Source organism: Cytophagaceae bacterium (assembly GCA_016722655.1).
In the GTDB taxonomy this organism is placed as follows: Bacteria; Bacteroidota; Bacteroidia; order Cytophagales; family Spirosomataceae; genus Leadbetterella.
Genome location: JADKIR010000004.1, coordinates 1763161 through 1788879, shown reverse-complemented (window position 1 = coordinate 1788879; position 25719 = coordinate 1763161). Strand labels below are relative to the sequence as shown.

Below are 25719 nucleotides of genomic sequence, written 5' to 3'. Positions count from 1 at the left end.
TATCAGTGAGAAACTCCTTTTTAACCTTTTTATTAATAATATTCGGATATATCTCTGAGGCACAAGTACTTACTCTGTCGTCAGAGCCTGAAGTTTTTATTGAAGATTTTTCCAGACAGATTGATAAGCATCTGGGCAGCCCATATACGAAGAATGGGCTTTCTGCATTTTCAGATTTATACAAAAATAAAATAAACGAAAACGGCAAAAAAGAACTCATCTTGCTGTTTCAGAATATTACCCGGAAAGGCATAAAACCATTAGAAATTTACACCACTTCTCAGTTTCTGACTTTATATTATAATACCGGAGCAATAGATGCCGCCGGTTTCGCCACGTTTGTAAATTATTTTCGCAGGACTTTAGAAGTACAAAGCACCAAAAAAATCAATGAGATAATCTTCCAGTTTGATGCCTTTTTTAGAAAAAGCCAGCTTTATTCTTCCAGTTTCAATAAAGTTTACGCTTTAAATGGCAGTTGCAATTTCAGGTTTTTTGAAAAAAAGCAAGATTACTTTATCCCATTGGAAACTCCAAAAACTCCTAAACCTGTTGAAACAGAAGAAGAAGATATTGGCTGGGGCGACAACACACAAGAAGAAGAATACGATCCCTGGAATGATCCCAATCTGGAAGTAAAACCCAATGGTATATCAGATGAATATCAAATTGCTAAACTTCCCTTGGTAGAAGGTATAGTTGCAGTTTTTCAAAGTGTTTCGCTGGCTTTGGTAAGCCCTTCTGACTCAATCATAATCAAAAACACTACAGGAGGTTATGACTTTGTAAATGGTATTTTTATAGGTGAAAAAGGACAAATAGACTGGATAGCAGATTCTGACCAGGCCTCTGCCCGATTAGAAAAATACTATTTCAAATCGATAACAGGGCGTTTTTTCGCAGATAAGGTGCAATTTGAGCATCAGGAACATCTGATGGGTACTATCCAGGGTGTACTGGAAATAAAACTAGAAAAAAGAGGATTGGGGCAAAAATCAAGCTACCCCAGATTTAAATCTTATAAGAATGACGCAAAAATTAAAATCAACTATCCCTTTTATAACTATTCCGGTGGATATTCGCTTGTTGGTTCGATAGTTTCCTCGCAATCAATTCTTGAGCCCTTTTCTAAATTAATCATAAACAAGAGTCAAAGAAATCAGTTTGAGGTTATTGGCCGGAATTTTTATTTTTCAGACACCCTGATCAGGTCTGACAAGGTAAGTTTTATGACCAAATTTGGAAAAGATTCGGTAAGCCATCCTGCCGTAAAAATGGAGTTTGACTTGAAAAACAACCATTTGCAGCTTAATAAACTTGAAAAAAGTGGATTTAGGAACAGCATGTATTCTGATACTTTCCATCAGGTAGATATTAAAAGCGACGCCATGTCTTGGGATTTGGCTGGAGGCAAAATGAATTTTTATATAGTTGCCGGAAAAGCCGAAATCGAGGCCGTATTTGAATCATTCGATTATTATAACCCCGATAGAATCAGAGCCCTGAGTGCTGCGTCGGGCTTTAACCCTTTGATAGCCGCAGGAAATTTGGTAGCCCGCAAAAAGAAAAACATAATCACCATTGATGAAATGCAAGCCTTTACCCGCAAAGAGCGTTTTCAGGTGAGCAATGGCATGCTTATTGGCAACCAAATGGGATTCTTTGATTATGACCCATTCACCAACACCTACCGCCTCAGCCGAAAAGGTGAACATTATTTTCTGGCATTTCATGGTAAAAAAGATTTCGACGACCTGGTCCTCACTTCCATTTCTTCAGGAGGAAAAACCTCTGGAAATGCTTCAATTGACCTGGAATCCAAATCCTTGGATATCAAAGGTGCACAGGATTTTAAACTTTCAGATTCTCTTGGAATCAGTTTTGTTCCTACCGATAAAAGTATGAAAGTGGTTGGCAATAAAGTTTTCTCGTTTGAAGGCAAAATCGTTGTTAAAAACTTTAAATTCTTTGGTGATTTTGAAGTTGAATATGAAAAATTCCTTGTTAAACTCAAAAGGATAGATTCTATCACTTTCATTCCTTTGGAAATTTATAAAAACGGAGGGAAGACCGAAATAGGGGGAAATTTTAAATATGGAACTACCGGAGTGTTGTATCTGAATAGCCCCAACAATAAATCTGGCCGTAAAAATCTTTCCGAATATCCTAAACTCGACATCCCGGGTGGGGTTCTGGTATATTTTAATGAAAAAGGAAGACGGCAGAAATTTGAAAAAGAGGTATTTTTCAAAGCCACTTCAATCAATATCGACAGCCTCAACTCGACCAACCCGGCTTTTGCGGGAGTTTGGCAATCAGGAGGGATTTTTAAGCCTATCAACGAAAATCTGGTGGTAATGCCTGATACCTCGATGGGGATATTTCACCGGGCAAAATTCCCATATAAACTTTATGACACTGAGTCTCAATTAAAACCGAGCACTGAAATCTCTTTAAACAGATCAGGTATAAAATCGGCCGGTGAAATCACACACCTGGCAGGAAAACTGATTTTAAAAGAGGTGAAATTCTATTCTGACAAGGTTGTTGGAAATGGAGAATCCGGAAAAATCATTGAAACAAATTCAACCTCGGGCGTTTTCTATCCTGATGTAGCCATCAACGAATTTAACATGTTCTGGGCACCGGCTGAAGACAGCATGGCCGTCAGTTCCAACAAAGGTTTCAGTTTTTACAATGGTACTTCAACACTTAAAGGGGCCATTGTTCTTAAAAAACCCGGACTTTTTGGTGACGGTAAACTTGACCGTCAGGATTCCGATACCCAGTCCAAACATTTCAAATTTAACCGGGCGGGCTTTTTGGCTGAAAATGCCACCTTTAACATCAAGTCAGCCGATAATCCCGAAAGACCCATTTTTTCAGGTAAAAGAGTGGGAATTGATTTTTCTGTCCAAAAAAATATTGTGGGTATAAAATCACAAAACAACGACCTGGATGGCAATCTCAACTCTACGCTTGAGTTCCCGTATTCTGCCTATTCCACCACCATCGATAATGCTACCTGGAATATAAAAGAAAAGAAAATCACAATGGAAGGTGCTTTGGAATCTTCGCTTTTCACTGCCACTTCTCAAAACCAATATGGCCTGAAATACTACGGTACGGGTGCATTGTATGATATACCCAATACCAGTTTAAACATTACCGGAGTACAGGAAATACACTCAGCCGATGCAGCCATTTTACCGCCTGATGGCAAAGTTTTCGTTAAGAAGGATGGTACTTTGGAGTCTTTTACAAAAGCTAAAATCATTACTGACACCCTCAATCGCTACCATACACTGACCAATGCCACAGTTAAAATCAACTCCAGGTTATCATTTGCCGGAAATGCCGACTATCAATATGTCAATGTCAGTTCTGATACCTTTAACATCAAACTTGGTAATTTTGAATTTGCCGAATTGACAGCCGACGGACAAATGTTAAGTACAAAAAGTTCAGGAAAACTATCTACCATAGCCAGAGCAAAAATTACTGAAAAAGACAGCGTTTTTCTTTCTCCCAAAATGCTTTACAAAGGAGAAATCACCATGCTGGCACCATTTAAAAACCTGGCAATGAACGGTCAGGTATTGCCCGACCTGAAAAAATATCCGATGTTTGGTGGTTCCTGGATTAATTATAAAGGCAATAAATCAGAGGCTATCAGTATCAATGTGGACGAAACCCTGCGAGATGGAGGTAAACCTCTGTGGGTAGGCTTGCACATTAAAGACGGGGCTATGATGGATGCCCTCTATCCTACTTTTCTTTCAACAAAAATTTCAGGCGATGACCTCGACATATTTTTAGCTACAGGAGTTTTTAAACGTGATGAACCCAACAAGAAGTTTGTGGTGAGTGCATCAGACGAAAGCCAAATCGCCAACCGCTATGAGTTTTACGACGACAGAGGCATAATAGCCCTGGAAGGGAAATTTAATCTCCTGGGTGCTCCTACCAAAATTTTTGAAACTGTCGGTATTGCCAATATCTACATGGATTCGCTCAAATATCAATTTGCAACCATGATGAAGCTGGACTTCCCCCTTTCGATTCCTAATACCCAAAAACTAGGTCAAAATATCGTTAAAGCCAATCTGGATGCTGGAAACAGTGATGCTGCTATTGAACCCGATTCTCCGGTGTTTCAGGCAAAACTTAATCAATTTGTTGGCAGAAAAGATGTCGATTCTTATGCATCAAAATCTGCGAAAGAGCATATGCCTTTGTTTAAGTTTTCCAACAAATTCCTGAGCACCATGGTGATTTCTGACCTAAATCTCAAATGGAATCGTGTAACCAACGCTTACTATAGTGTGGGCAAAATTGGAATTTCAAATATTGGAGATGTGGATATCAATGCCAAAACCAACGGCTACGTAGAGATTGTAAAAAGTCCGCAAACCGGAGATGAGATTCACATTATGATAGAGATTTCACCTGCGAGTTGGTATTATTTCACCTATAAATCAGGTTCTTTGGGTGTGACTTCATCAGATGAAGAAATCAACAAGCTTCTTGCCGGCCCGGTAGGAGGAAAAGAAAAGAAATCAGAAGTGGAGTTTTTGGATTTGGCTCAGGCTCAGAAATTTAGAAAACAATTTTTGCAAAAATACAGAGGTATCAAAGAAGATGAAGTGGTGAAAAAACCTGTAAGCTCAAAAGAAGACCCTGCGACACCTGCCAAAAAAGCACCCGTTAAGAAAACCGAGGAAAAAGAAGGTTTCTAGAAATGATTGATTATGAGATCAATAAGTAGTTTTACGGAAATAACCACCTAAAATCTGATCTAACTTTAATTCTACGTTATTAGGTTTCAAAGGCTCTAATTCTTGTGAATTTCTCTGATAGAAAGCCAGGTTGGAGTTCTTTACGTCGATAATAAAGAAAACATTGGTAAAATTAGCTTTATAGGGTACAGGAATGACCCTTCCTCCTGTCAGCAGTCCAATGCCAATGCCTTTGGCGATTTGCATACCAAAATTACCCTGTTCACGGGTAAATCCTTTCGAATAAGCTACAAATAAATATTGTTTGTCACTGAGCCTTAAAAACTCTAATAATTGACTATTAGGTTTATAATTTTTAATTTTCTTCTTTTTTTCAACGTCAAGAATAATCCTAAACAATTGGTTATCAATATCATATTTGACATCTTCGTCGAAAATTTCAAACTTATTAAATTTCAGATCCGATTTTAGAGCAATCGGAAGCTTACTTTCAAAAAGTAACCTAAGGGAGTCAGAAAGAAAAGGGTTTAACCTGGCTATATTTGCTTTTTCAATCAAAGAAATCTTGCTTGGAAGAACATAAAATTCCAGTTCTTTAATATTATCCGGATCCAATTTTGACTTTTGAGGAACAGTAGTGCCACAGCCAACCAGGCCCAATCCGGCAAAAATTGTTGATACAAAAACAATTAAAAGTCGTATTTTCATTTTTTAATTATTTCGTGGAAAATAATATTATTAAGTAAAAAAACTAATCTGGTGTGGGCAGGTTATTTTTTCTCAAAATCTGTAACCTCGTAAAAACTCTTCGGTGCTCATGCGTTTTTTACCTTCCAACTGAAGATGTTTTATACCCGCAATAGCATCAGCACATTTTATGCCAAGTATCCTTTTGTGATCGGTAAAAAGTTCAAAATCAAATCCTTCAATTTTTGAAAGTTCTGCATTTAGTGAGTCAATTTTTCCCACTTCAAAAACCTTCAATTGCTTGTCACCCAACATGGTCCAGGCAGCCGGAAAAGGACTCATTCCTCTTACAAAATTATGAATCGTTTCTGCTGTTTGATTCCAGTCTATTCTGCAGGTCTCTTTAAATATTTTAGGTGCGGGTTTAAGGTCTGCCGAAAAGTCCTGAGGAGTACTGGGGTAATTCCCGTTTTCAATGGCTTTACAGGTCTTAACCATAAGATCAGCTCCAATCCACATCATTTTGTCATGTACGTCTCCAGCGGTTTCATTAGATCCGATTGGGATGCTTTCCGAAAATATTGTGTGACCGGTATCTATTTCTTTCTCAATAAAAAAAGTGGTAACTCCGGTTTCTTTTTCCCCATTGATAACGGCCCAGTTTATGGGGGCAGCACCACGGTATTGCGGCAAAAGAGATCCATGAAGGTTTATGGTACCTTTGGGTGGCATTGCCCAAACTACCTCAGGAAGCATCCTGAAAGCCACCACCACTTGCAGGTCGGCATGATATGAGGCTAGCTTTTCTACAAATTCTTTATTTTTTAGTTTTTCAGGTTGAAGTACATCAATCCCTTTTTCAACAGCAAACTTTTTTACGGGCGACTCGCTCAGTTTTTGACCCCGGCCCACCGGTTTATCAGGGGCAGTCACTACAGCAACTACCTCAAATCCAGACTCAAGCAGCCGCTGCAAAGTAGCAACTGCAAAGTCTGGGGTACCCATGAATATTATTTTCAAATTATTGAATTTCAGAAATTTAAAATACTAAATCAGAAAAACGTAAAGGCTTTTAGAAAAAAGAACCGACACCCTTCCTCAACGCATACGGTCGGCATCTTTGACTAATTTCTCGTCTCTTTTGATAAACCTGTTGGCTAACAGATTGCTCACCATGGCAACGAATGCGGCCCAGGTACCAAAGGTATAACTACCTTCACCTGTTCCAAGTGGAAGTGCGTCTTTTTGAATATGATAAACCACCACAGCCAGAGCAGATCCCATAAAAAGCGAAATAATTGAGATTAAAAGTACCTGCTTTAAACGGTTCTTGTATTGAAAAATAGTATAAATTGTCAAAATCAAAGCCAGTCCGGCTAAAACCGCCACATAATATATTGGCTTGTCAATCAGTGCCATTTCTCCAGATTGATGATAAACATGGAAAGCGTTTACAGCCACTTTTTCGGTAGGGCCAATAGCTTTTACAAATGAATTGGTCCCCAAAAACACTGCTATGCTGGCAGCGGTAATAATTAAAAATATTGATTGAATTCTTTGAAGCATTTCGTTAATTTTTTTGCAAAATTAATACATATACCAGCAATTAAAAATAGAAATTTATGAGCGGGTTAGAGCGATTATAATATCAGAATATGATGGATATTCCAAAATCAAGGCATTTCTTTCTGCCATTTCAAAATCCTGAAAATCAAAACCCGGCGATACAGTACAACCTACCAAACCAAAACCAGAGGGCGATAATAGTCTGCTGGCAAACCAGCATCCGGCAGGCACTACGGCCTGAAACACCTCATCGTTTTCAGGGTTACTACCTAATAAAATCCGTTTTAGCTCGTTTTCAAAATAAAAAATCTCAATCGGTTCCCCATCGTAAAAATGCCATATTTCGTCAGATTTTATTTTATGAAAAGCCGAAAAATTATTTCCTGTAAGCAAAAAAGAAATGGAGGTACTGAAATTTCTTCCTTTGGGAAAATCAATTCCTGAATGATCCGAGTCAAAAGTTTCAGCTGACCTGTAGGTTTCTTTAAAATAACCACCTTCAGGATGTGCCACCAAACCAAGTTTTTCTACCCAATATTGAGCTGAATGCATAACTAATATTTATTTTATGCTTAAAAAAGCGTAATTTTAACCCAAATTTCCGGCAAATTAATGAGCAAATTCTCAAAAAAATACCTTTTTCTGATATTGATTTTAATCCTTGTTAATATTCTGGGATTGTGGTTATTTTTCAGAATTGACCTCACTTCTGACAATAGGTATTCGATTTCCAAACCCACAAAAAATCTTCTCAAATCACTCGACGACCAGGTAGTAATAAAAGTGTATCTTGAAGGCGAAGAGCTCAATGGGAGTTTTGAAAGACTAAAAAGGGCGGTTGGTGAAACGTTGGGGGAATTTAAAAATTTCGGGAGAAAGAATATTGATTATCAATTTATTAACCCCAATTCGGGTACCGAAGAGGAAAGAAAAGCAACTTTCGAAAAACTGCTTCAGAAAGGTATGCAACCCACCAACATTGTTGAGGCCAGAAATGGTAAAAGGTCGGAAAATCTTATATTTCCATATGCGACGGTTTGGTACCAAAACAAAGAGGTGACAGTTTTGCTTTTAAAGGCCAATCAAGCCGAAAATGCTCAAAGCAAACTTAACCAATCATACGAAAATATTGAATATGAGCTGGCCTCTGCCATTCAAAAACTTACCAATAAACAAAAGAAAAAAATCGGGCTTCTTTCAGAATTTACACAGTTAGAACCTGTAAATTTTGCTGGCTTAATTACTTCGTTACAGGAATACTACGATTTGTTTATCGTAGATGCCAAAACCTCTCCTAGCTTTTCAGGCCTGGATGCTCTGATTATCCCTAAACCCGACAAGCCTGTTGACGACAGCACCAAATTTAAGCTGGATCAATATCTCATGAGTGGCGGAAAACTGCTGTTTTTTGTAGATGGCCTAAAGGTGGACAACATAGGCCTGGAAGGTACTTTTGCCCAACCACTCAACATTAACCTCGACGATATGCTTTTTAAATACGGTGTAAGGATAAATAAGAATATTGTAAAAGACGGGCTCAACACAGCGGTGATTCCGATGGTTGTGGGCAACATGGGTGACAAACCCAATATTCAACTGATGCCTTACCGGTATTTTCCGCTAATTAACAATTACGGCAAAAGCCTGATTACTAAAAACATAGATATGGTTTATACCAGGTTTTCTGCAAGCATTGATACTGTAAATGCAAAAGATGGACTTACAAAAATCCCTTTGTTACTCACTTCTCCTTACACCAAAATCCTCAATGCTCCGGCCTTAATTACATTTAACGAAGCCAGAACAGACACGGATGAAAAAGAATATCAATCAGGGGTAAAAGTGATTTCATATTTGATTGAAGGTAAGTTTAAGTCATTGTATCAGAACCAGTTTACCCAAAAAGTTTTGACAGAATCACCCGAGACCAAGATACTGGTTTGCTCAGATGGCGATTTGATAGTAAATGAAATTGACAAAAAAACCGGGAATCCACTTCCCTTGGGTTTTGATAAATATTCACAACATCAATATGGAAATCAGGACTTTGTCTTAAATGCCCTAAATTATCTTACTGATGAAAAAGGATTGATAACTTCCAAAACCAAAAGCATAGGTTTGAGACCCCTGGACCAACTAAAAGTAAAAAATGAGAGAGTAATGTGGCAAGCGATCAATATTGTAGCTCCATTGGTTCTTTTAGGCATAATCGGCCTCTTGAGGTTTTGGTGGCTGAAGAAAAACTATGCTTAAGACTGAATTTTTGCCTCTCTTATAAATTTTACTCTTCTCAAAAATTATTTTTTGTTAATAAAAAATACTGTCCATCTGTAAAAAAGATTTAAGAATCCTATAAAAAGACTTCTGAGAATTCCACTTTTAGCTATTTGTTTAAAAATCTGACCTTTAAATAAGTTTGGAATGCCAAATACCTGAAAAATTGATAATTTAGCCTTCTAAATAATTCACAATGAAAAGAATTTTGTATTTCACAATTTTCCTGGGAATTAGCCAAATTTCGATAGCACAATCCTTTCTATTTACTGAATTTGGCAACACAATTTTGCTCAGGCCAAATCTGGGTTATGAATTCCGTAAGAAAAATCATGCGTTTGGCATTATCTCTCGTTATCAATCCAATTCATTTATATGGGTTACAGAATATCCCGGATTAGCCAAATCTAGAGGTGCGACTATTGATATTTTCTACAAAAAATACTTCAAAAAATATCTGTATTTTGAGACAGATTTCAGATTTCAGAAGTATTCAGCACCTGACTTTATTCATGGTTGGCAAGGCGGCTCACTCTATAATTCCAATACCCGATTTGGGCCAATTTTAAGGATTGGGGCATATACCGGAAATCATAAAAGGATGCCACTTGATTTTGGGCTTGGTTTAGGGTTTTTATATGGTCAAAAAAACATGTGGATTAGTGATAGTCAAAAATTTACGCCAGATAATAAAAGCGAAAAAACTTTAGAAGAACTAAAAAAAGAATTTCCAAAGGAGAAAGGACTTAAGTTTGGTTTTTATCCTCAAGTACAATTACGATGGTTTTTCAGGCTGAAAAAGAAATAATTTTTTAACTTTATCAAAAAATCATCATCAAGAATGAAAAAATTCTTAACCCTGACCATTTTTCTCTTTACGATTAGGTCTTTTGCCCAAATTGATACCAAAGAAAATTATACCAAAATGCAGGCCAACATCACCATGCGTGATGGCGTGAAACTATTTACCAATATCTACATCCCAAAAGATGCATCGACTACTAATTCATATCCAATTTTAATGAACCGAACCTGCTATTCGATAGGATATTACGGCAAAGATGAGATGCCTGCAGTGATGCACTCGCCTTCGTTTACCAGAGAGAAATTTATATTTGTAGAACAAGATGTTCGGGGCCGATATATGTCAGAAGGCACCTGGACCAATGTGACGCCACAGGTTAATCCCAAAACGAAACCTACCGACGTAGATGAGTCGAGCGACACCTACGATACCATAGATTGGTTGGTAAAAAATGTCCCCAATAACAATGGACGGGTTGGTATTCATGGCATATCTTATCCCGGCTTTTATACGGTAGTTGGGGCTCTTTCAGGTCATCCGGCTTTGAAAGCGGTATCACCGCAAGCACCTGTTACAGACTTTTTCTTTGAAGATTTTCATCATAACGGTGCTTTTACACTGGGTTATGGCTTGACTTTCCCTGTTTTTGGTGTTCAGAATCCGCAACCGACTTCCGACAACTGGTTTAATTTTCAGTTTCCGGAAATTAAAACCAAAGACGGCTTCGAATGGTATAAATCGATGCAGCCGCTGAGCAAGTTTTCAGAGCAATACAAAGACAATTTCTTCTGGAACGAAATCGTACAACACCCCAATTATGATGATTTCTGGAAAAAACGAAATACCTTGCCTCACCTGAAAGCAGCCAAAAATCTCCCAGCTTTTATGACAGTGGGTGGCTGGTTTGATGCCGAAGACCTATATGGACCTCTAAATGTGTATCAAACCATAGAAAAAGCACATCCCGACAACTACAATACGATTGTGATGGGGCCATTTGGCCATGGGGACTGGGCTAGGGAGTCGGGTCATCATTTTCATTCCAATGTGTATTTTGGGGATAGTATATCAACCTTTTACCAAAGTCAGATTGAACTGAAGTTTTTTAAGCATTTTCTGAAAGGTAGCGGAGACAAGAATTCCGGACTTCCAGACGCCTATATGTTTGATACCGGAAAGAAAGCGTGGAAGACTTTCGAAGAATATCCTTCCAAGAATGTTGAGAAGATAACTCTTTATCTAAATCCAAACGGAAAACTAGATAAATCTGATTCTAAAGGGGCTGCTGAGTATATTTCTGATCCCAAAAAACCGGTCCCCTATACCGAAGACCCTGACCAGATTCTCGGATTTTCACCACGCCGATATATGAGTGAGGATCAGCGATTTGCGTCAAGAAGAACAGATGTTTTGACTTTTGAAACAGACGAACTTTCGGAAGATATTACATTAACCGGCAGCATCATGACTCATCTCAAAATCAGCACCACAGGTACCGATGCCGATTATTTTGTAAAACTCATCGATGTATATCCAGGTGATGAACCCAACAGTGAGTTTGCCAGCAACTGTACCACCTATGGCGGTTATCAGCAGATGGTACGTAGTGAAGTAATGCGGGCGAGATTCAGGAATTCGTTTTCAGAGCCCAGCCCTCTGAAAGCCAACACCTTGACCAACATAGATTTCAAGCTCCAGGATGTGCTGCATACGTTCAAAAAAGGCCATAAAATTATGGTGCATGTGCAGTCAACGGCCTTTCCACTGTTTGACATTAACCCTCAGAAGTATATTCCCAATATCTATCAGGCAAAAGAAAGTGATTTTATAAAAGCAACTCATAGAGTTTTTGGAACGAGTAGTATTGAGGTGATGAGGTTGAAGGAATGAGTAAAATATTTTGTGAGAATGTTAAAGAATTTAAAATGGAGAGCCTTTCAGTTTCCTTTAAAAATTATTTTTTCTTTTTTCCATAATGGCATTTTTGAATAATTCCTTTGCCCAATCCTTCCTCCAAACTCAACTCCAATACGAAAGAGTGAAGGATTCTTATGAGGAAAAAAGGAAATATATTGAAGAATTATTGAAAGAAAAGGGATTTGAAAATAAGCCTTTTCAAATTTTTATCAGGGCTTTTAAACAAGAAAAAAGCCTGGAGTTGTGGATAAAATCAGGAAAAAGCTCAGAATTTTCTTTGCTGAAAACCTACAAAATCGCTGCTTCCTCGGGAATTTTAGGTCCAAAAAGAAAAGAAGGCGACCTGCAAGTCCCTGAAGGTTTTTACCACATTGATCGTTTTAATCCACTAAGCTCTTACTATTTGTCTTTGGGCATAAACTATCCCAATGCTTCGGACAAAAAACTTAGCGATAAAAAGAAGCCCGGAGGCGATATTTTCATACATGGCTCTGATGTGACTGTGGGCTGCCTGCCACTTACCGACGATATGATAAAAGAAGTATATTTTATCGCTGCCATGGCCAAAAACTATGGGCAAATAGAAGTACATATTTTCCCATTCAAAATGGAGAAACTTGAGGATTACAAAACCAATCCAAACTTTGTTTTTTGGCAAAATTTATCTCCAGGCTACACTTTTTTCGAAAAAAATCATAAACTTCCAGCCATAAAAGTGGTCAAAGATGGAAAATATCGCTGGTAAGGTTCGGAAAATCATCCATATCGACATGGATGCGTTTTTCGCTTCGGTAGAGCAGCATGATAATCCGGAGCTTCGGGGAAAGCCGGTCGCCGTTGGAGGAAGTGCCGAACGGGGAGTAGTGGCTGCGGCTAGTTATGAGGCCAGGAAATTTGGAGTGCGATCAGCCCTGCCCTCTAAAACCGCGAAGAGACTTTGTCCAGAGCTTATTTTTGTAATGCCCCGTTTTGACAGATATAAAGAAATCTCAGGTCAGATCAGAGAAATATTTGCTGAATATACCGACCTCATCGAGCCACTTTCACTGGATGAAGCCTATCTTGATGTGACCGAAAATAAAAAAGACATTAGCTCCGCCACCCAAATCGCTACTGAAATCAGACAAAAAATATTAGAGAAAACGGGTCTAACGGCATCGGCTGGAGTCTCTTACAATAAATTTCTGGCAAAAACTGCCTCAGATATAAACAAACCCAACGGCCAATGTGTGATAAAACCTGCTCAGGCCGTTGCTTTTGTGGAAGCACTTCCCATCCATAAATTTTTTGGAATCGGTAAAGTAACTGCCGAAAAGTTAATCCAAATGGGCATCCTGACCGGAAAAGAACTGAAAGTGCAAAGCCTGGAATTTCTGGTAAAAAACTTTGGTAAGGTTGGTAAATATTATTTCGAAATCGCTCGTGGGCAAGACCATCGGGAAGTGAGTCCCAACAGAGAGAGTAAATCGATTTCGGTAGAAAATACGTACTCCAAAGACCTGGAATTGCTTTCCGAGATTTATCATGAACTTTATACCCTCACCGAACAGCTACTGAAAAGAGCAGGAAAGCAGGGTCTTTTTGGGCGGACTTTGGTGCTAAAAATAAAATATGCTGATTTTGAGATTATTACTCGCTCAAAAACTACTACAAAAGGGTTTTCAAACAAAGAAATTATCAACCAGGCCGTCGAGAAATTTATTGAAAATCTGTTGCCATTTCCAAAAGGAATACGGCTGATGGGCCTTGGACTGGCCAATCTTTATGAAGAATTGCCATCCTCAGGGCAATTGACATTGGACTTGTAGGTTATTTGGCTAAAGCCTGACTTTTATGCTTGTTCTTTAGACAAATGGGCTAAAGCCCATTCCAATTAATGGTTAATTTATCATTTTGAATATTCAGAAGAATAAATACAATGCTCAGGGCAGCTGACTTTGGACATATAGATTATTTGGCCAAAGCCGGATTCTTTTAGTTTATTTCTATTAAAATGGGCTAAAGCTCATTCCAATTAATAAATACATGCTTCAGGATAGCTCACTTTGGACTTGTAATTTGTTTGTTTACAGATATTTATCATTTTTCACAAAAGTAAACTTACGCAAATAGCTCTTTCAGTTTTTTCTCTCTAAACTCAAATATTCCTCTAACCTTCTTATCGACAAAAAGCCAGCCTGCAATTTTCCCAAAAATCCATTTTCCGATATCATAATGCAAGATGTCAGTCATCAAAACACCTCCATCTTTTTCTTCAAAATGATGCTCATGATGCCAAATATTATATGGGCCGATTCGCTGCTCATCCACAAAAAACTTATTCTCTTTTACATGTGTAATCTCTGTAACCCAATCCAACGGAATGTTAAACATGGGCGAAACTTGGTATCTAATCATCAGCCCTTCGTACATCTTTTGAGGGATATTTCCCAAAATCTTAAAAGTCATATCCGCTGGTGTAATCTCATTCAGGTTTTTTGGAGATGAAAAAAAATCCCAGGCATCGGTAAGACTCATGGGTAAAAACTGTTGTACTTCCAATCGCTTCATTTATAAATCTTTTTTAGAATATTAATTTTTCAAAAACTCAGTCTGGAAATAAAACCATATTAATGTCGGAAAGTTTAGAAATATATATTTTCAAGATTAAAAAGAAATCGATTCAAAAGGCTAAAAGGTCGAAAAAGGCAATACTATAGTCCATATTTAGAAAGCAGTTTCAGAAATAATTGTATTTTTACTAAAATAAATATGACAAAAATGGAAAACGAAATACAGAATGCCTCCAGAAGGAGTTTTTTAAAAAATCTGGGCCTCACTGCCGGAATAGTCGCCGGAGGTTCAAAACTTTTTGCCGGGCCAGCAATTCTGACTGATTTATACCAAAAAGGTTCATTGATAAAAGGCGTTCAGATAGGCGTTATTACTTATTCTTTCCGAGAAATGCCCGACCAGAGTTTGGAGGCCACTTTGCAATATATTCTTGATAGCGGTTTAAGTGCTACCGAACTGATGGGTGACCCCGCCGAAGTCTTTGCAGGTAAACCAAAAAATCCGGTGGATTTCAGAACTTTATTCCCTCTGATGAGAAAAAGAAGAGAAAAACAGCCAATGACTGAAGAAGAAACCAAAAAACTGGATGAAGCCGATGCTCTGATGAAGAAATACAGAGCCGAAGTGAAAAAATGGCGTAGTTCTGTATCTTTCAATAAGTTTGAAGAAGTTGGTAAAATGTTTAAAAAAGCAGGGGTAAAAATCTATGGTTTCAAGCCTGATGCTTTCGGGAAAGATAATTCAGATGAAGAAGTTGCTTTTGGTATGAAAGCCGCAAAAGCTTTGGGTGCCAGCCATGTTACTTTGGAACACCCGTCTGATGATAACCAAACGCTAAGATTGGGGAAACTGGCCGTTAAATATGGCGTAAAAGTGGGTTATCATGGTCATGAGCAACAAACACCCACTTTCTGGGATACTGCATTGGCACAAAGCCCCGGCAATGCCATGAACCTTGACTTTGGTCATTTTGTGGCTGCCGGAAATACTGAACCATTGGATTTTGTTAAGAAAATGAACAAAAACATTGTGAGCATGCACATCAAAGACCGCCAAACTCCGGCTAATGGCAAAGGCAACCTGCCCTGGGGTACTGGAGATACTCCTTTGAAAGAGCTTTTGAAACAAATGCAGACTGGTAAATATGCCTTCCCGGCTACTGTGGAGCTGGAATACAAAATTCCAGAAGGCTCTAATTCGGTAAAAGAAGTTCAGAAATGTCTGGAGTTTTGCAAAAATGCACTTAGCTGAAATTTAATTTCTATTAAAAATAAACAAAGGGCTTCGGCTCTTTTTTTATTTCAAAATCCCACTTTCTAATACTATTTTCCTTACCTCGGCTTCAAAATAGTAACTGATACTAAAATCGTCAAAACACTGATTTTCAAGAACAATTATGCTAGTTTTGGTTTTAGGATAATATAAATTCACAGAGGTGAATCCTTGTTCGGGTACGATGCCTGTATGGCCAAATTCAGTGATTTCAGATTGATCATTTATCCTGATTCCGTATCCGTAGCCAATTGCTTTTTCACCAAAAACATCGTGTTGAGCCAGGATATCATACGAAATCATTTTCTGATAAGATTGTGGTTTTAAGAGTTTTCCATTATGGAGTTTTTCGTTCCAAATTACCAAATCAGAAACGGTAGAAACCAGGCCGGCTGCCGGAATTCTATCTTTTGGAATGATGTATTTTGAAACCTCTTCTCTTTTTTCTGAAAAATGAAAACCATTAACCAGAGCATTTTGAATAGCACTATTGGGATATCCAGAATTTCCCATTCCACAAATGCTAAACAATTCATTTACAACATTTTCGTATGTATTTTTTGTAACCGCCTCCACAATTTTTCCCAAAAGAATATAATTCAAATCGGTGTATTTAAATGTAGAACCGGGTTTTGTAGCCAACGGTTTTTCTAAATTTACTATACCGGAAGTATGATTGAGCAATTGATGGATATTAACCGAATCCGCCCATTTTTGTTGATAATTTGGTAGATAAGTACGAATATTTTTTTGTAAATCTATTTTTCCTTTATCCACTTCTCTCAAAACCAAAACTGCCGTAATTTGCTTACTGTTAGAGAGTAAAACAAACTTGCTGCCTGGATTAAGCTTTTCATTATTTTCCGATTTTGCTAAACCTACAGCATTTTGATACAGCGTTTTACCATTTTGAGAAATCATAACAACGCCATTAAATGCCCGAGGTTGCGTTACATTTAATAGACTATCAATTTTTTCTTGCAAATGGGTTTGGGCTAAGGAAACATTTGCAAAAACACTTAAAACAAAAATTATAATTTTATTCACAATCTATTACTTTTAAAAACCAAATTCCAGCGTTTCGGCATCAATTTTCTCAACTTTTCGCCCCATTTTTTTCTGAATAATATAAAAATGATGCTCCTCCTCGTCAGTAACCAAAGAAATGGCTTCTCCGCTGGCCTTGGCTCGCCCAGTCCGCCCAATTCTATGTACATAATCTTTGGGTGAGCGAGGCAATTCGTAATTAATCACAGTCGGAAGTTGAACAATATCAATACCTCTCGAGGCGATATCTGTGGCCACCAAAACAATGACATTGCCATTTTTAAAGCCACTTAAAGCCTCACTACGAGCACTTTGTGATTTATCGCTATGGATTGCTGAGGCATTTATTCCGTTTTTCTTGAGTTTGGCCACCACATTGTCGGCAGTGCGGGTACTAGATACAAAAACCAGCACTTGCTGCATATTTTGAGATACAATCAGATGACGTAAAAGTGGTCCTTTTTTCTCGGGTTTTACAATATAGGCCGTTTGTTTTATCAAATCCAGATTCAACACTTCCGGCTCAATCTCAATGATTTCGGGCTCATGCAGCACCGAAGATTTTATTTTGTCCAGCTTGGGGTCAAGGGTTGCCGAAAACAACAGATTTTGTCTTTTCGTAGGAATCAATCTCAGAATGTCAGCCATTTCGTCTTGAAATCCCATATCAAGCATTTTGTCGGCTTCGTCGAGTACCAATATCTCTATTTTACCCAAATGAATGGAGTTCGTCGAGACCAAGTCGAGCAACCTTCCAAGTGTTGCTACCAATATCTCGGTGTTTTTTAGTTTGAGCATTTGCTGGTTCAGCGGCACACCGCCATAAACCGCCAAATTTTTAGGAGCAATGGGTAAACCTGCTGAAAATGAAGTAAATACTTCGCTAATCTGCATAGCTAGTTCACGAGTAGGAGCCAGGACCAGTACTTTTAGATGTAAGTTTCTTGATGTTTTTTTTTGCTGAAAAAGCTCCAAAATGGGCAAAACAAAACTGGCAGTTTTGCCCGAACCAGTTTGGGCCTTGGCTTGTAAATCCCTGCCTTTCAGAATCACCGGAATGGCCTTCTGCTGAATAGGATACGGCTCAGCATATTCCATCTTTTCGATGGCATCCAGCAAAGGTTTAGATAGTCCGAGAGATTGGAAAGACATGTTTTGTTTTTTATGCAAAGGTAGGGCAAATTTTCAGGTGGAATCGCAGGTTTTTTAAATCAATATTGTTAATAAATATAATTTTTCAAACTAGAATAGCTAAGGAGATAGAGATCAAAAATTAAGAAAAAATTACAATTGTTAAGAGTTCTTTTTTATAAGTTGCTCTATATCATTTATATCTCTACTTCTTCCGGCTGCTTTTTTCGCTTCAATAAGGTGATGAAACTGAATAGTCCGAATTGCCAATCCGTTATCTTCAAAATATCTGGAACCTTTAAATGCCTCCTCGAAATCAAGGCCTTTGACTAATGTTAAGATTTCTATAGATACCGGAGGTCTGCCAAAAATAAAAACATCAAATTGTTCCGTATTGAGAAACTTATCATTAGTAAGATCAAACAATGGCATTCCAAAAAGCTTAAATGCGGACTCTAAGTTCAAATAATTCTCTTGAGTTGGTTTTACCCAAACATCTAAATCACCGGTTGTTCTGGCATAACCATGTAAAATTACTGAGTATCCTCCAACCAAAATATACTCGACATTCGCCTTATTCAAAGCTCTGATAAAATCCCTGAAATCATCATTGAAAATATTTGCCATCAATCTCTTTTTCTCATTGAAAACACGGTTCTGTCCATTTTGGGAGGGTTATTCACATCATAACCATATACTATTGAGTTCAAATAATTCGCAGCTTCGAGTCTTTCCCGAACAGAAGCGTTGTGCCAATATTCTTTTATTCGCTCTTCGTTTTCTTCAAATTTTCCTGCCCAATGATAGCTTCTATCCATTTTCATAATACAATTTCCTTATGAGTAAGATTTACAAATGTCAAATAATTTTCTGAGAATAACAATACATCACATCACCGTCAAAACACTCTCCAATCCTACACCTCGTGATCCTTTAACTAGAAAATAAGTATTGGCAAAAGCCTTTTCTATCAGCCAGTTGTGGAGTGAAAACTTATCAGTAAAATAGTAGGCTTTGGGTAAATGAGCTAAGGCATGTTTCATGTTTTCGCCATAAAGCACTACAATCTCAAAATCTTGTTCTGAAACCAATTTGCCAAGGGCGGAATGTTCAGCTTGGCTGTATTCACCCAATTCAAACATATCGCCCAATATCACGACTTTCTTTTTTTCGGTCTTTAGATTCCCGAAGTTTTTCACAGAGGCCGCCATTGAAGATGGATTGGCGTTGTAGGCATCCATCAGGTACGAATTGCTGCCTTTTTCTATCACTTGCGAGCGGTTGTTATCGGGGTTGTAGTCGGCAATAGCTTGTGCCGCATCTGTGTGGCTTACACCAAAAAATCTGCCAACGGAAAAAGCCGTCTGCATATTGTCAAAATTGTATTTTCCGCCAATATGAGTAGTGTAAATATATTCACTTTCAGGTATTTGAAAAGAAACTGTAGGACTTTCTGCAGTCATTTTTAATGAAAATTCGTCTGCTCCATAGTAAACCACCAACATCATGTTTTTTTCTTTTGCCAATGAAACTACTTTTTCATCTGTCTGATTAACAAATGCCGTTCCCCTATTATTTTTCAAAAAATCAAAAAGCTCTCCTTTACCTTTTCTTACGCCTTCTTCTCCACCAAAACCCTCCAAATGTGCTTTGCCGAGATTGGTAATAAAACCATGTGTAGGCTCACAAATTCCGCAGAGCATCTCTATTTCTTTCTGATGATTGGCTCCCATTTCTATTACGGCCATCTCAGTGTCAGTGGGCATTTCGAGCAATGTCAATGGCACACCTATATGATTGTTGAGATTGCCTTTGGTGGCATGAACTCTAAATTTTTTACTTAAAACTCGGGTTAAAAGCTCCTTATTGGTCGTTTTCCCATTTGAACCGGTAAGGCCAATAACCGGAATATCAAAAGTTTTTCGGTGAAAATTGGCCAGTTTCTGGAGCGTTTCCAAAACATCATTAACCAAAATACATCTGGGGTCGGTAGCATAATTTTCTTCATCAATCACTGAGAAAGCAGCTCCTGCCTCCAAAGCCTGCAAGGCAAACTCATTGGCGTTAAATTTCTCCCCTTTCAAGGCAAAAAATAACTGCCCCGCTCCTATTTTGCGGGTGTCGGTGGTTACGCCTTTTGATATTTTAAATTTCTGGTATAATTCTTCTATCTGCATTTGCTCAATTTTTCAGCACCAAAGTTCTGTGTTTTTTAAGTAATTTCGTGAAACCTAATCAAATTTTTGTGTCAGAATATTTTACTGCATTTCTGGAAGCATCGGGACGGAAACTAAAAATCGAGTCAGATGAAACCGCTATTAAGGCCGTTTCGTTTGTTAATGATTTGGGAAAAGACTCCGAAACACAACCTGAAATTTTGCTTTCAGCCAAAAAACAATTGGCTGATTATTTTGCAGGAAAAATAAAGGATTTCGACTTAAATCTGGCACCAGAAGGTACTGACTTTCAGAAAAAAGTATGGGAATTTTTGTGTAAAATTCCATACGGAAAAACCCTTACTTATGCTGACATGGCCAACCGATTGGGAGACCCGAAGGTGATCAGAGCGGCGGCATCGGCCAACGGAAAAAATCCGGTAGGCATCATCATTCCCTGCCACAGAGTAATCGGAACCAACGGCAGTCTCACAGGCTATGCCGGGGGACTGGAAAACAAACGCTTTCTGCTTGACCTGGAAAACCGAATTGCCAATGGGGTGATGGATATTTTTGCTTAATTTTGGCAAATACAGTCATAAAATTAATTATGAAGAAACTAATTTTCGGAATTCTCTTTTTTCTAAGCCTTAATTCTTATGCCCAATCCGACACTATTTCGGTAGCTCAGGCAAAAGACTATATCAATAAAGAAGTGGTGCTGAAAGGCGTTTTGAAAGGTGTAAAGCCCTTTAAAGACCGAAACGGAAAAGATATTATTTTCCTGGATATTGATGAAACTTATCCCAATACTGCGATAGGTGTTACCATCTTTCCGGATGCTGTTCCTGAAGTAAAAATTGGACCGGAAGATATAGGACGCACCATTTTGATTTCCGGAATAATGCAGGACTTTCGGGGAAAACCCAGTTTGCCCGTAAGTGAAGGAAAGCAGATTTCCTGGAAACCATAAAAAAAGCCGGATTTCAATTTCCGGCCTTAAATTTTATAACTCTTTGATCCTGATTCTTCGGTAGGATACCACATCACCGTGATCCTGAAGGCCGATTTTCCCTTTTGAGAATTTACCGAAACCTTCCCAACCTTTAAACTTGCTGCCTTCTATCATGGTATCCCATTCTGAGCCGGCAGAAGGGTATGTCACGGCTAACTGGCTATTTTGCCAAACAGTCACCTGATTATTTAACTTCTTGATTTTAACCTTGTTCCACTCTCCTGCTGGCTTTGCTTTTGATGCGGTAGGGATAACGTCATACAGTGACCCTGCCTTACGATTGCCATTCTTTCCCTGCTTGGCATCGGGATGACCTTCATCATCCAAAACCTGAATTTCGGGGCCTGTCAGATAGGGTGTGCTGTATTTTTTATCCTCTACAACTCCATAAAAAATCCCGCTATTCCCTTTTTCGGCAATTTTCCATTCCAATTCCAATTCAAAATTTTCATATTCTTTGTCAGAAATCAGGTCGTTAACTTTAAATTCACTTTTTGCGGTTTTATCAAAAACAAACGCCCCGTCAACAATCTTCCATTTCTCGTTAACAGGCTCCCCCGGATGGTTGTAGATGTGCCAGTTTTTAAATGATTTTCCGTCTGTCAATTTTACCCATTTTCCTTTCTGAGCATTGGCTAATACTACTGAAAATAAAGCAAGGATTAATAAGATATTTTTATGTTTCATAATTTCTTTTGACTTCAATTTGGGCAATTTTCTACAATTTTAGCATTAAAAATCGAATTTCCCAAAGTACTAAAGCCAGGAGCCAATTCAATACTTTTTGAAGCCTCATAAAAAACAGAGGAATTATTCTCAATTTTTGCACCAGAGATGATTTTGCCAAAAGAGTATTGGTTTGAAGATTGTGTTATATTATTATCAAGTTGTTTTTTAGTTGTGACAATAATATCATCAATCCTTAGTTCTGCTCTGGCACCACTTGCTTCGTTGCCATAAAAATAATATCTCCACAATAATTGCACATAAGGCTTATTTAGTGTTTCCGAGGGTAATTTAATGTTTTCATACTGAAAATGATGGCCGGCAACTATATTCCTTTTGTACTCAATAGGTGAGCCGTTCTCGTCAAATATATCTTTGAAGTCAGAAAGATCCCCTACTCTATATTGTAATCTGATGCCATAACTTTTTACATTTGGAGCAATCGTACCCCCGACCCAAGAAATGAAAACTGAATCTTGATTAAGAGTGCTTATGGCAAGAACTATTCCTCCTAGTTTACCTGCAGGGTAACCGGTATTTCCTCCGCCCGTATTAACAAGTGAAATCCCTTGAGAACCCAATCCATTTATTCTTGTACTTTTAGTTAAATTATAAAAACCATAAGTTACTCCTCCCAAAGTGTCGGTTAATTTTGTTTCTGATTGGTTAGTATTTATTGGCAATAAATAATAAAATGCCATATTTGATGGGAAAACCCCGGAAGGGGAAGAAGATTGCCATTCACTAAATCTGTATCCACAAGCATTTAAAGTTTTGGCAATCGGAAAAGGGTTAGAAGACAACACATATTCTTCAAAAATTGCAATAAAACTTTTATTATTATCTAATGTTACAGTAATTGAGGCAGAAGTAGAAAAAATATTGTCATTTAGCAACCAGTGTTTAAACTTAAAGCCTTTTTTTGGAATCGCAACAATTTTTACGGGTATTGTCTTAAAGTAAATTCCCATCCAGGGATAGGGTTGTTCTGGTACCCCCGGTGTTGAAGGTAAAATATTGATGGTATTAATTTTAATATAGCCTTCTGAAGAACTTGAAACATTGATTTGTATAGTTCGTTGATCTTCTAAACCAAAATATTGAATTAACTGTTCTCTTTCTGCTTGAGGCCTGTAATTATAAAAATCAACCATAGATTGGACTCCACCATTCCACTCGCTTAAATTTGGCGTATTCCATCTATTTCCATGCTCTATAATTTCCGGATCATAGATACTTTTAAAGTTATTAATTATTGAAACTGTTCTATCCGGAATAAAATTCGTATTTAAAATATCTGCAAATCTTGATAAGAAATTATTTTTAAAAATTTGATTCTCCAAAAGTTTTCTAAATAAGAGCGTATATTCTGAATTTGAATTAATTAAACCTGCAATATTAATATCGCTAAAATTTTCTAGAGTAAGGTCTGTATCATATAGAATAAATCTAAATCTTCCATCGCTCGGGCCGACAAAGGCCTGATTAAACACTTTTACTTTTTTTCTCCATAATCTTACATTGTTACTGGGCCAGTCTCTATTTGAAACAAAAATATTTGAGATTTGATAATCTATAAAATTATCAATATCAAGAAAGTTTTTTACTGAATCAAAAGCTATATTATTTGATAAATCATTATAAGTAATAAAATTTATCATTGATTGATAAACACTCAAATCACCTTCATTTGCAGAAGCCCCAAAACTAATTTCGATTAAATCAAGACTATCTTTTGGTACATTAAACAATTCATTTAAATAATGTTCATCTATTCTTTCTCTAATATTGTGTATTCCCCAATATTCCCCATTTAGAAAAACTATGCTTGGTCTTGATTCCTGTTTTCCAAAATTCAAGCCATCCATAATTTTTTGATTAGCTACATCTTTAAATAATTGGATATCCCAATTATTTCCTGAGTTTCGCAATAATATATTTCTATGATTTCTATTTGGGTAATCAGAAAAAAATGGATAATTAAAATCTGTACCACCATAGATTCTTAGAGTTTTTCTAGGAAATGCTCTCGTACACCCTCCATTTATTGCCAACTCTACCGGACGATGTACCTTTATTTCTCCTTGATCAAAAAACTCAAAGAAACCTGAATACCTTGTTGAAAGCGAATAGTTTCCGGTAGCACATTCGTCGGTGGATGCACATAAAACACCTGGTGTGTAAAAACCTTTGAAGTAATCAAATAGTTTATCTTCATCTAAACTAATAGAAGTAATTGGTAGTGAATATTTATTATTATTTTCAAAAATAAAATAACTGTTTACCCCAACCTCTGACAAAGCATTTGGTTTATAGGCGATGGCTTTTACTACCGTACCTTTACTAACGGGCTGATTTGGAAAATAAAAGTTATTTGAATTTCTAATAAATGAAGAACTTTTATTAGAAATTTTATTGGGAAAATTTGACCGGTCTTCAATAGTAATTGGACTACTGTAAATAAATGTGTTAATTTGATCGCTTAACATTCCACCAAATAATTCATTTTTGTATTCATAGGTCTTACCATTAATATTGAGAGGATCAGGGTCAGAACCATCCAAAGTATAATAAATTATTGTGTTAGGATCATTGGAAGATATTCCTAATTCAAAGCTTGATTGGTAGATACCCCCAGAATGAGAAAAACTAGGTGGCGATATGATTGAATCATAAAAATCAATTAAGCTATTTTCACTATTAGGACTAGGTGTTTTAAAAAATTTCCAATTTTCTATGTTATTTCTATCTCGTCCATAAGAAATATTTTCTATTTGCCTTTGAAATCTTATGGAATCAACAAGTGTCACACCATCAGGGGCGAAAATTGCAATCGATTCCCCTTGTGCTGACAATCCCAAAACAATATGATTGGGACCTAAACTTGTGTTATCACTACAAATTAATGTTAGAAAACCATTTGGAGGTATTGTTAAAAGCCCAGGGGAATTAGGAAGTTTAACTTTTGTAGGAGTATTAAAATTGTCCGTAATAAAATATCCAGAAATATCAACAGGAAATTCTTGTGTGTTTTTAATCTCTATCCAATCGTAACTACTATTTCCTGCATAAACTTCCACCATGGAGTTAGATGCCATGAATTCATTTATAAATATTCCGCCAGGAGTAAATTGAAGGTAGTTTAAGGTAAAATCTAAAGATAAATCTGTACTTGAAATAGAATTTTGGTGCATTTCCACCGAAATTAAATTTGGCTGATTACTTAGTATCAAGTTTATGGGAATAGAAAAAGTTTTCCAAGTATTTTCATTTTCTGAAGTTAAAGATAGAGTAGAAAATAAAATCTCTCCGCTTGGGAGATTGTCCCTAAAAACTTCTATCCCATTAAAATAAACTACACAACCATAATCTATTTTGACACTTGCATTTAAATTGATAATATTTCCAGGAATTTGAACTTCTTTCCTAAAATAAGAAGTAATGTTTTTGTGTGTTAATGAAGACCCAAATCCAATAATGGTTTCTTCATCACCATCTCCATAACCTAATTCAGAATTGCCTGATTGCCAACCTGAATCATCATAGTTAAGGTTTTTCCAAGCTGAGGATCCGATTTCTCCATTATCAAAATAATTCCAAACATCACCTGAAGAAACTAAATTTGTCTGTGCTTTTGAACTTAATGTTAGGCTAAATAAAATAATTGCTAACCGGATCGTTTTATTAATTTCTGTGAAAAAAAAATTCATTTTATAAAAATATTAGTTCGTAGATACTTCAAAATTAGTGTACTTTTTGACTCACTTATGTATTTGTACTAAAAAAAATACGTTTTTTTATTATTTGGATTTGTAATAAATAAGCCCAATG

General features: G+C 37.2%; 21 protein-coding genes. 9 read left to right on the top strand and 12 right to left on the bottom strand.

Annotated elements, in window-relative coordinates:
- Nucleotides 1-5 precede the first annotated feature (5 nt).
- On the top strand, nt 6-4739 hold the full coding sequence (locus IPP61_08215; GenBank protein MBL0325150.1) for a hypothetical protein: 4734 nt from the start codon (nt 6-8) through the stop codon (nt 4737-4739).
- An 18-nt stretch (nt 4740-4757) separates the two neighbouring features.
- On the opposite strand, the gene IPP61_08210 is transcribed toward IPP61_08215, so the two are convergent.
- The 4 genes from IPP61_08210 to IPP61_08195 all read right to left on the bottom strand — a co-directional run bounded on the left by IPP61_08210 (nt 4758) and on the right by IPP61_08195 (nt 7544).
- Entirely contained in the window at nt 4758-5447 is a 690-nt protein-coding gene (locus tag IPP61_08210) for a hypothetical protein (protein MBL0325149.1), read from the bottom strand.
- A 72-nt stretch (nt 5448-5519) separates the two neighbouring features.
- The gene (locus IPP61_08205) at nt 5520-6431 is read right to left on the bottom strand and encodes a methionyl-tRNA formyltransferase (protein ID MBL0325148.1); all 912 of its coding nucleotides are present in this window, start codon (nt 6429-6431) and stop codon (nt 5520-5522) included.
- Between the two features lie 93 nt (nt 6432-6524).
- On the bottom strand, nt 6525-6992 hold the full coding sequence (locus tag IPP61_08200; protein MBL0325147.1) for a DUF4293 domain-containing protein: 468 nt from the start codon (nt 6990-6992) through the stop codon (nt 6525-6527).
- Nucleotides 6993-7046: 54 nt separating this feature from the next.
- Entirely contained in the window at nt 7047-7544 is a 498-nt protein-coding gene (locus IPP61_08195; protein ID MBL0325146.1) for a cupin domain-containing protein, read from the bottom strand.
- 60 nt (nt 7545-7604) lie between these two features.
- On the opposite strand from IPP61_08195, the gene gldG reads away from it, so the two are divergent.
- The 5 genes from gldG (at nt 7605) to dinB (ending at nt 13796) form a co-directional block, all read left to right on the top strand.
- Nucleotides 7605-9245 (top strand): gliding motility-associated ABC transporter substrate-binding protein GldG, encoded by a 1641-nt coding sequence (gene gldG / locus IPP61_08190; protein MBL0325145.1) that lies wholly within the window; start codon nt 7605-7607, stop codon nt 9243-9245.
- Between the two features lie 217 nt (nt 9246-9462).
- Nucleotides 9463-10074 carry a hypothetical protein gene (locus IPP61_08185; GenBank protein ID MBL0325144.1) on the top strand — a complete coding sequence of 204 codons (612 nt, stop codon included), beginning with the start codon at nt 9463-9465 and terminating at the stop codon, nt 10072-10074.
- 33 nt (nt 10075-10107) lie between these two features.
- Nucleotides 10108-11961 (top strand): CocE/NonD family hydrolase, encoded by a 1854-nt coding sequence (locus tag IPP61_08180; GenBank protein MBL0325143.1) that lies wholly within the window; start codon nt 10108-10110, stop codon nt 11959-11961.
- A gap of 85 nt (nt 11962-12046) precedes the next feature.
- Nucleotides 12047-12733 (top strand): L,D-transpeptidase family protein, encoded by a 687-nt coding sequence (locus IPP61_08175; protein ID MBL0325142.1) that lies wholly within the window; start codon nt 12047-12049, stop codon nt 12731-12733.
- Complete coding sequence (gene dinB, locus IPP61_08170) at nt 12714-13796, top strand: DNA polymerase IV (GenBank protein MBL0325141.1); 1083 nt, start codon at nt 12714-12716, stop codon at nt 13794-13796. Before IPP61_08175 ends, dinB begins: the two co-directional genes overlap by 20 nt.
- A 292-nt stretch (nt 13797-14088) precedes the next feature.
- Here the strand turns inward: dinB and IPP61_08165 are convergent, their stop codons facing one another.
- Nucleotides 14089-14538 (bottom strand): SRPBCC family protein, encoded by a 450-nt coding sequence (locus tag IPP61_08165; protein ID MBL0325140.1) that lies wholly within the window; start codon nt 14536-14538, stop codon nt 14089-14091.
- Between the two features lie 210 nt (nt 14539-14748).
- On the opposite strand from IPP61_08165, the gene IPP61_08160 reads away from it, so the two are divergent.
- Nucleotides 14749-15792, top strand: a complete 1044-nt coding sequence (locus IPP61_08160; protein MBL0325139.1) for a sugar phosphate isomerase/epimerase — start codon at nt 14749-14751, stop codon at nt 15790-15792.
- A 45-nt stretch (nt 15793-15837) separates the two neighbouring features.
- On the opposite strand, the gene IPP61_08155 is transcribed toward IPP61_08160, so the two are convergent.
- The 5 genes from IPP61_08155 to IPP61_08135 form a co-directional block, all read right to left on the bottom strand.
- Nucleotides 15838-16860, bottom strand: a complete 1023-nt coding sequence (locus IPP61_08155) for a beta-lactamase family protein (protein ID MBL0325138.1) — start codon at nt 16858-16860, stop codon at nt 15838-15840.
- 12 nt (nt 16861-16872) lie between these two features.
- Nucleotides 16873-18012 carry a DEAD/DEAH box helicase gene (locus IPP61_08150; protein ID MBL0325137.1) on the bottom strand — a complete coding sequence of 380 codons (1140 nt, stop codon included), beginning with the start codon at nt 18010-18012 and terminating at the stop codon, nt 16873-16875.
- A gap of 141 nt (nt 18013-18153) precedes the next feature.
- Entirely contained in the window at nt 18154-18618 is a 465-nt protein-coding gene (locus IPP61_08145) for a hypothetical protein (protein ID MBL0325136.1), read from the bottom strand.
- Complete coding sequence (locus IPP61_08140; protein ID MBL0325135.1) at nt 18618-18815, bottom strand: hypothetical protein; 198 nt, start codon at nt 18813-18815, stop codon at nt 18618-18620. Before IPP61_08140 ends, IPP61_08145 begins: the two co-directional genes overlap by 1 nt.
- Before the next feature lie 63 nt (nt 18816-18878).
- A complete protein-coding gene (locus tag IPP61_08135; GenBank protein ID MBL0325134.1) occupies nt 18879-20168 on the bottom strand; it encodes a UDP-N-acetylmuramoyl-tripeptide--D-alanyl-D-alanine ligase in 1290 nt (429 codons plus the stop codon).
- A 92-nt stretch (nt 20169-20260) separates the two neighbouring features.
- On the opposite strand from IPP61_08135, the gene IPP61_08130 reads away from it, so the two are divergent.
- Nucleotides 20261-20728: a methylated-DNA--[protein]-cysteine S-methyltransferase gene (locus tag IPP61_08130; protein MBL0325133.1), complete on the top strand. Its 468-nt coding sequence runs from the start codon at nt 20261-20263 to the stop codon at nt 20726-20728.
- A gap of 29 nt (nt 20729-20757) precedes the next feature.
- Nucleotides 20758-21120, top strand: a complete 363-nt coding sequence (locus tag IPP61_08125) for a hypothetical protein (protein MBL0325132.1) — start codon at nt 20758-20760, stop codon at nt 21118-21120.
- A gap of 33 nt (nt 21121-21153) precedes the next feature.
- Here the strand turns inward: IPP61_08125 and IPP61_08120 are convergent, their stop codons facing one another.
- Both IPP61_08120 and IPP61_08115 read right to left on the bottom strand, forming a co-directional pair.
- Nucleotides 21154-21849, bottom strand: a complete 696-nt coding sequence (locus tag IPP61_08120; GenBank protein ID MBL0325131.1) for a DUF1080 domain-containing protein — start codon at nt 21847-21849, stop codon at nt 21154-21156.
- A gap of 14 nt (nt 21850-21863) precedes the next feature.
- Nucleotides 21864-25598, bottom strand: a complete 3735-nt coding sequence (locus IPP61_08115; protein ID MBL0325130.1) for a CotH kinase family protein — start codon at nt 25596-25598, stop codon at nt 21864-21866.
- Nucleotides 25599-25719: the final 121 nt, after the last annotated feature.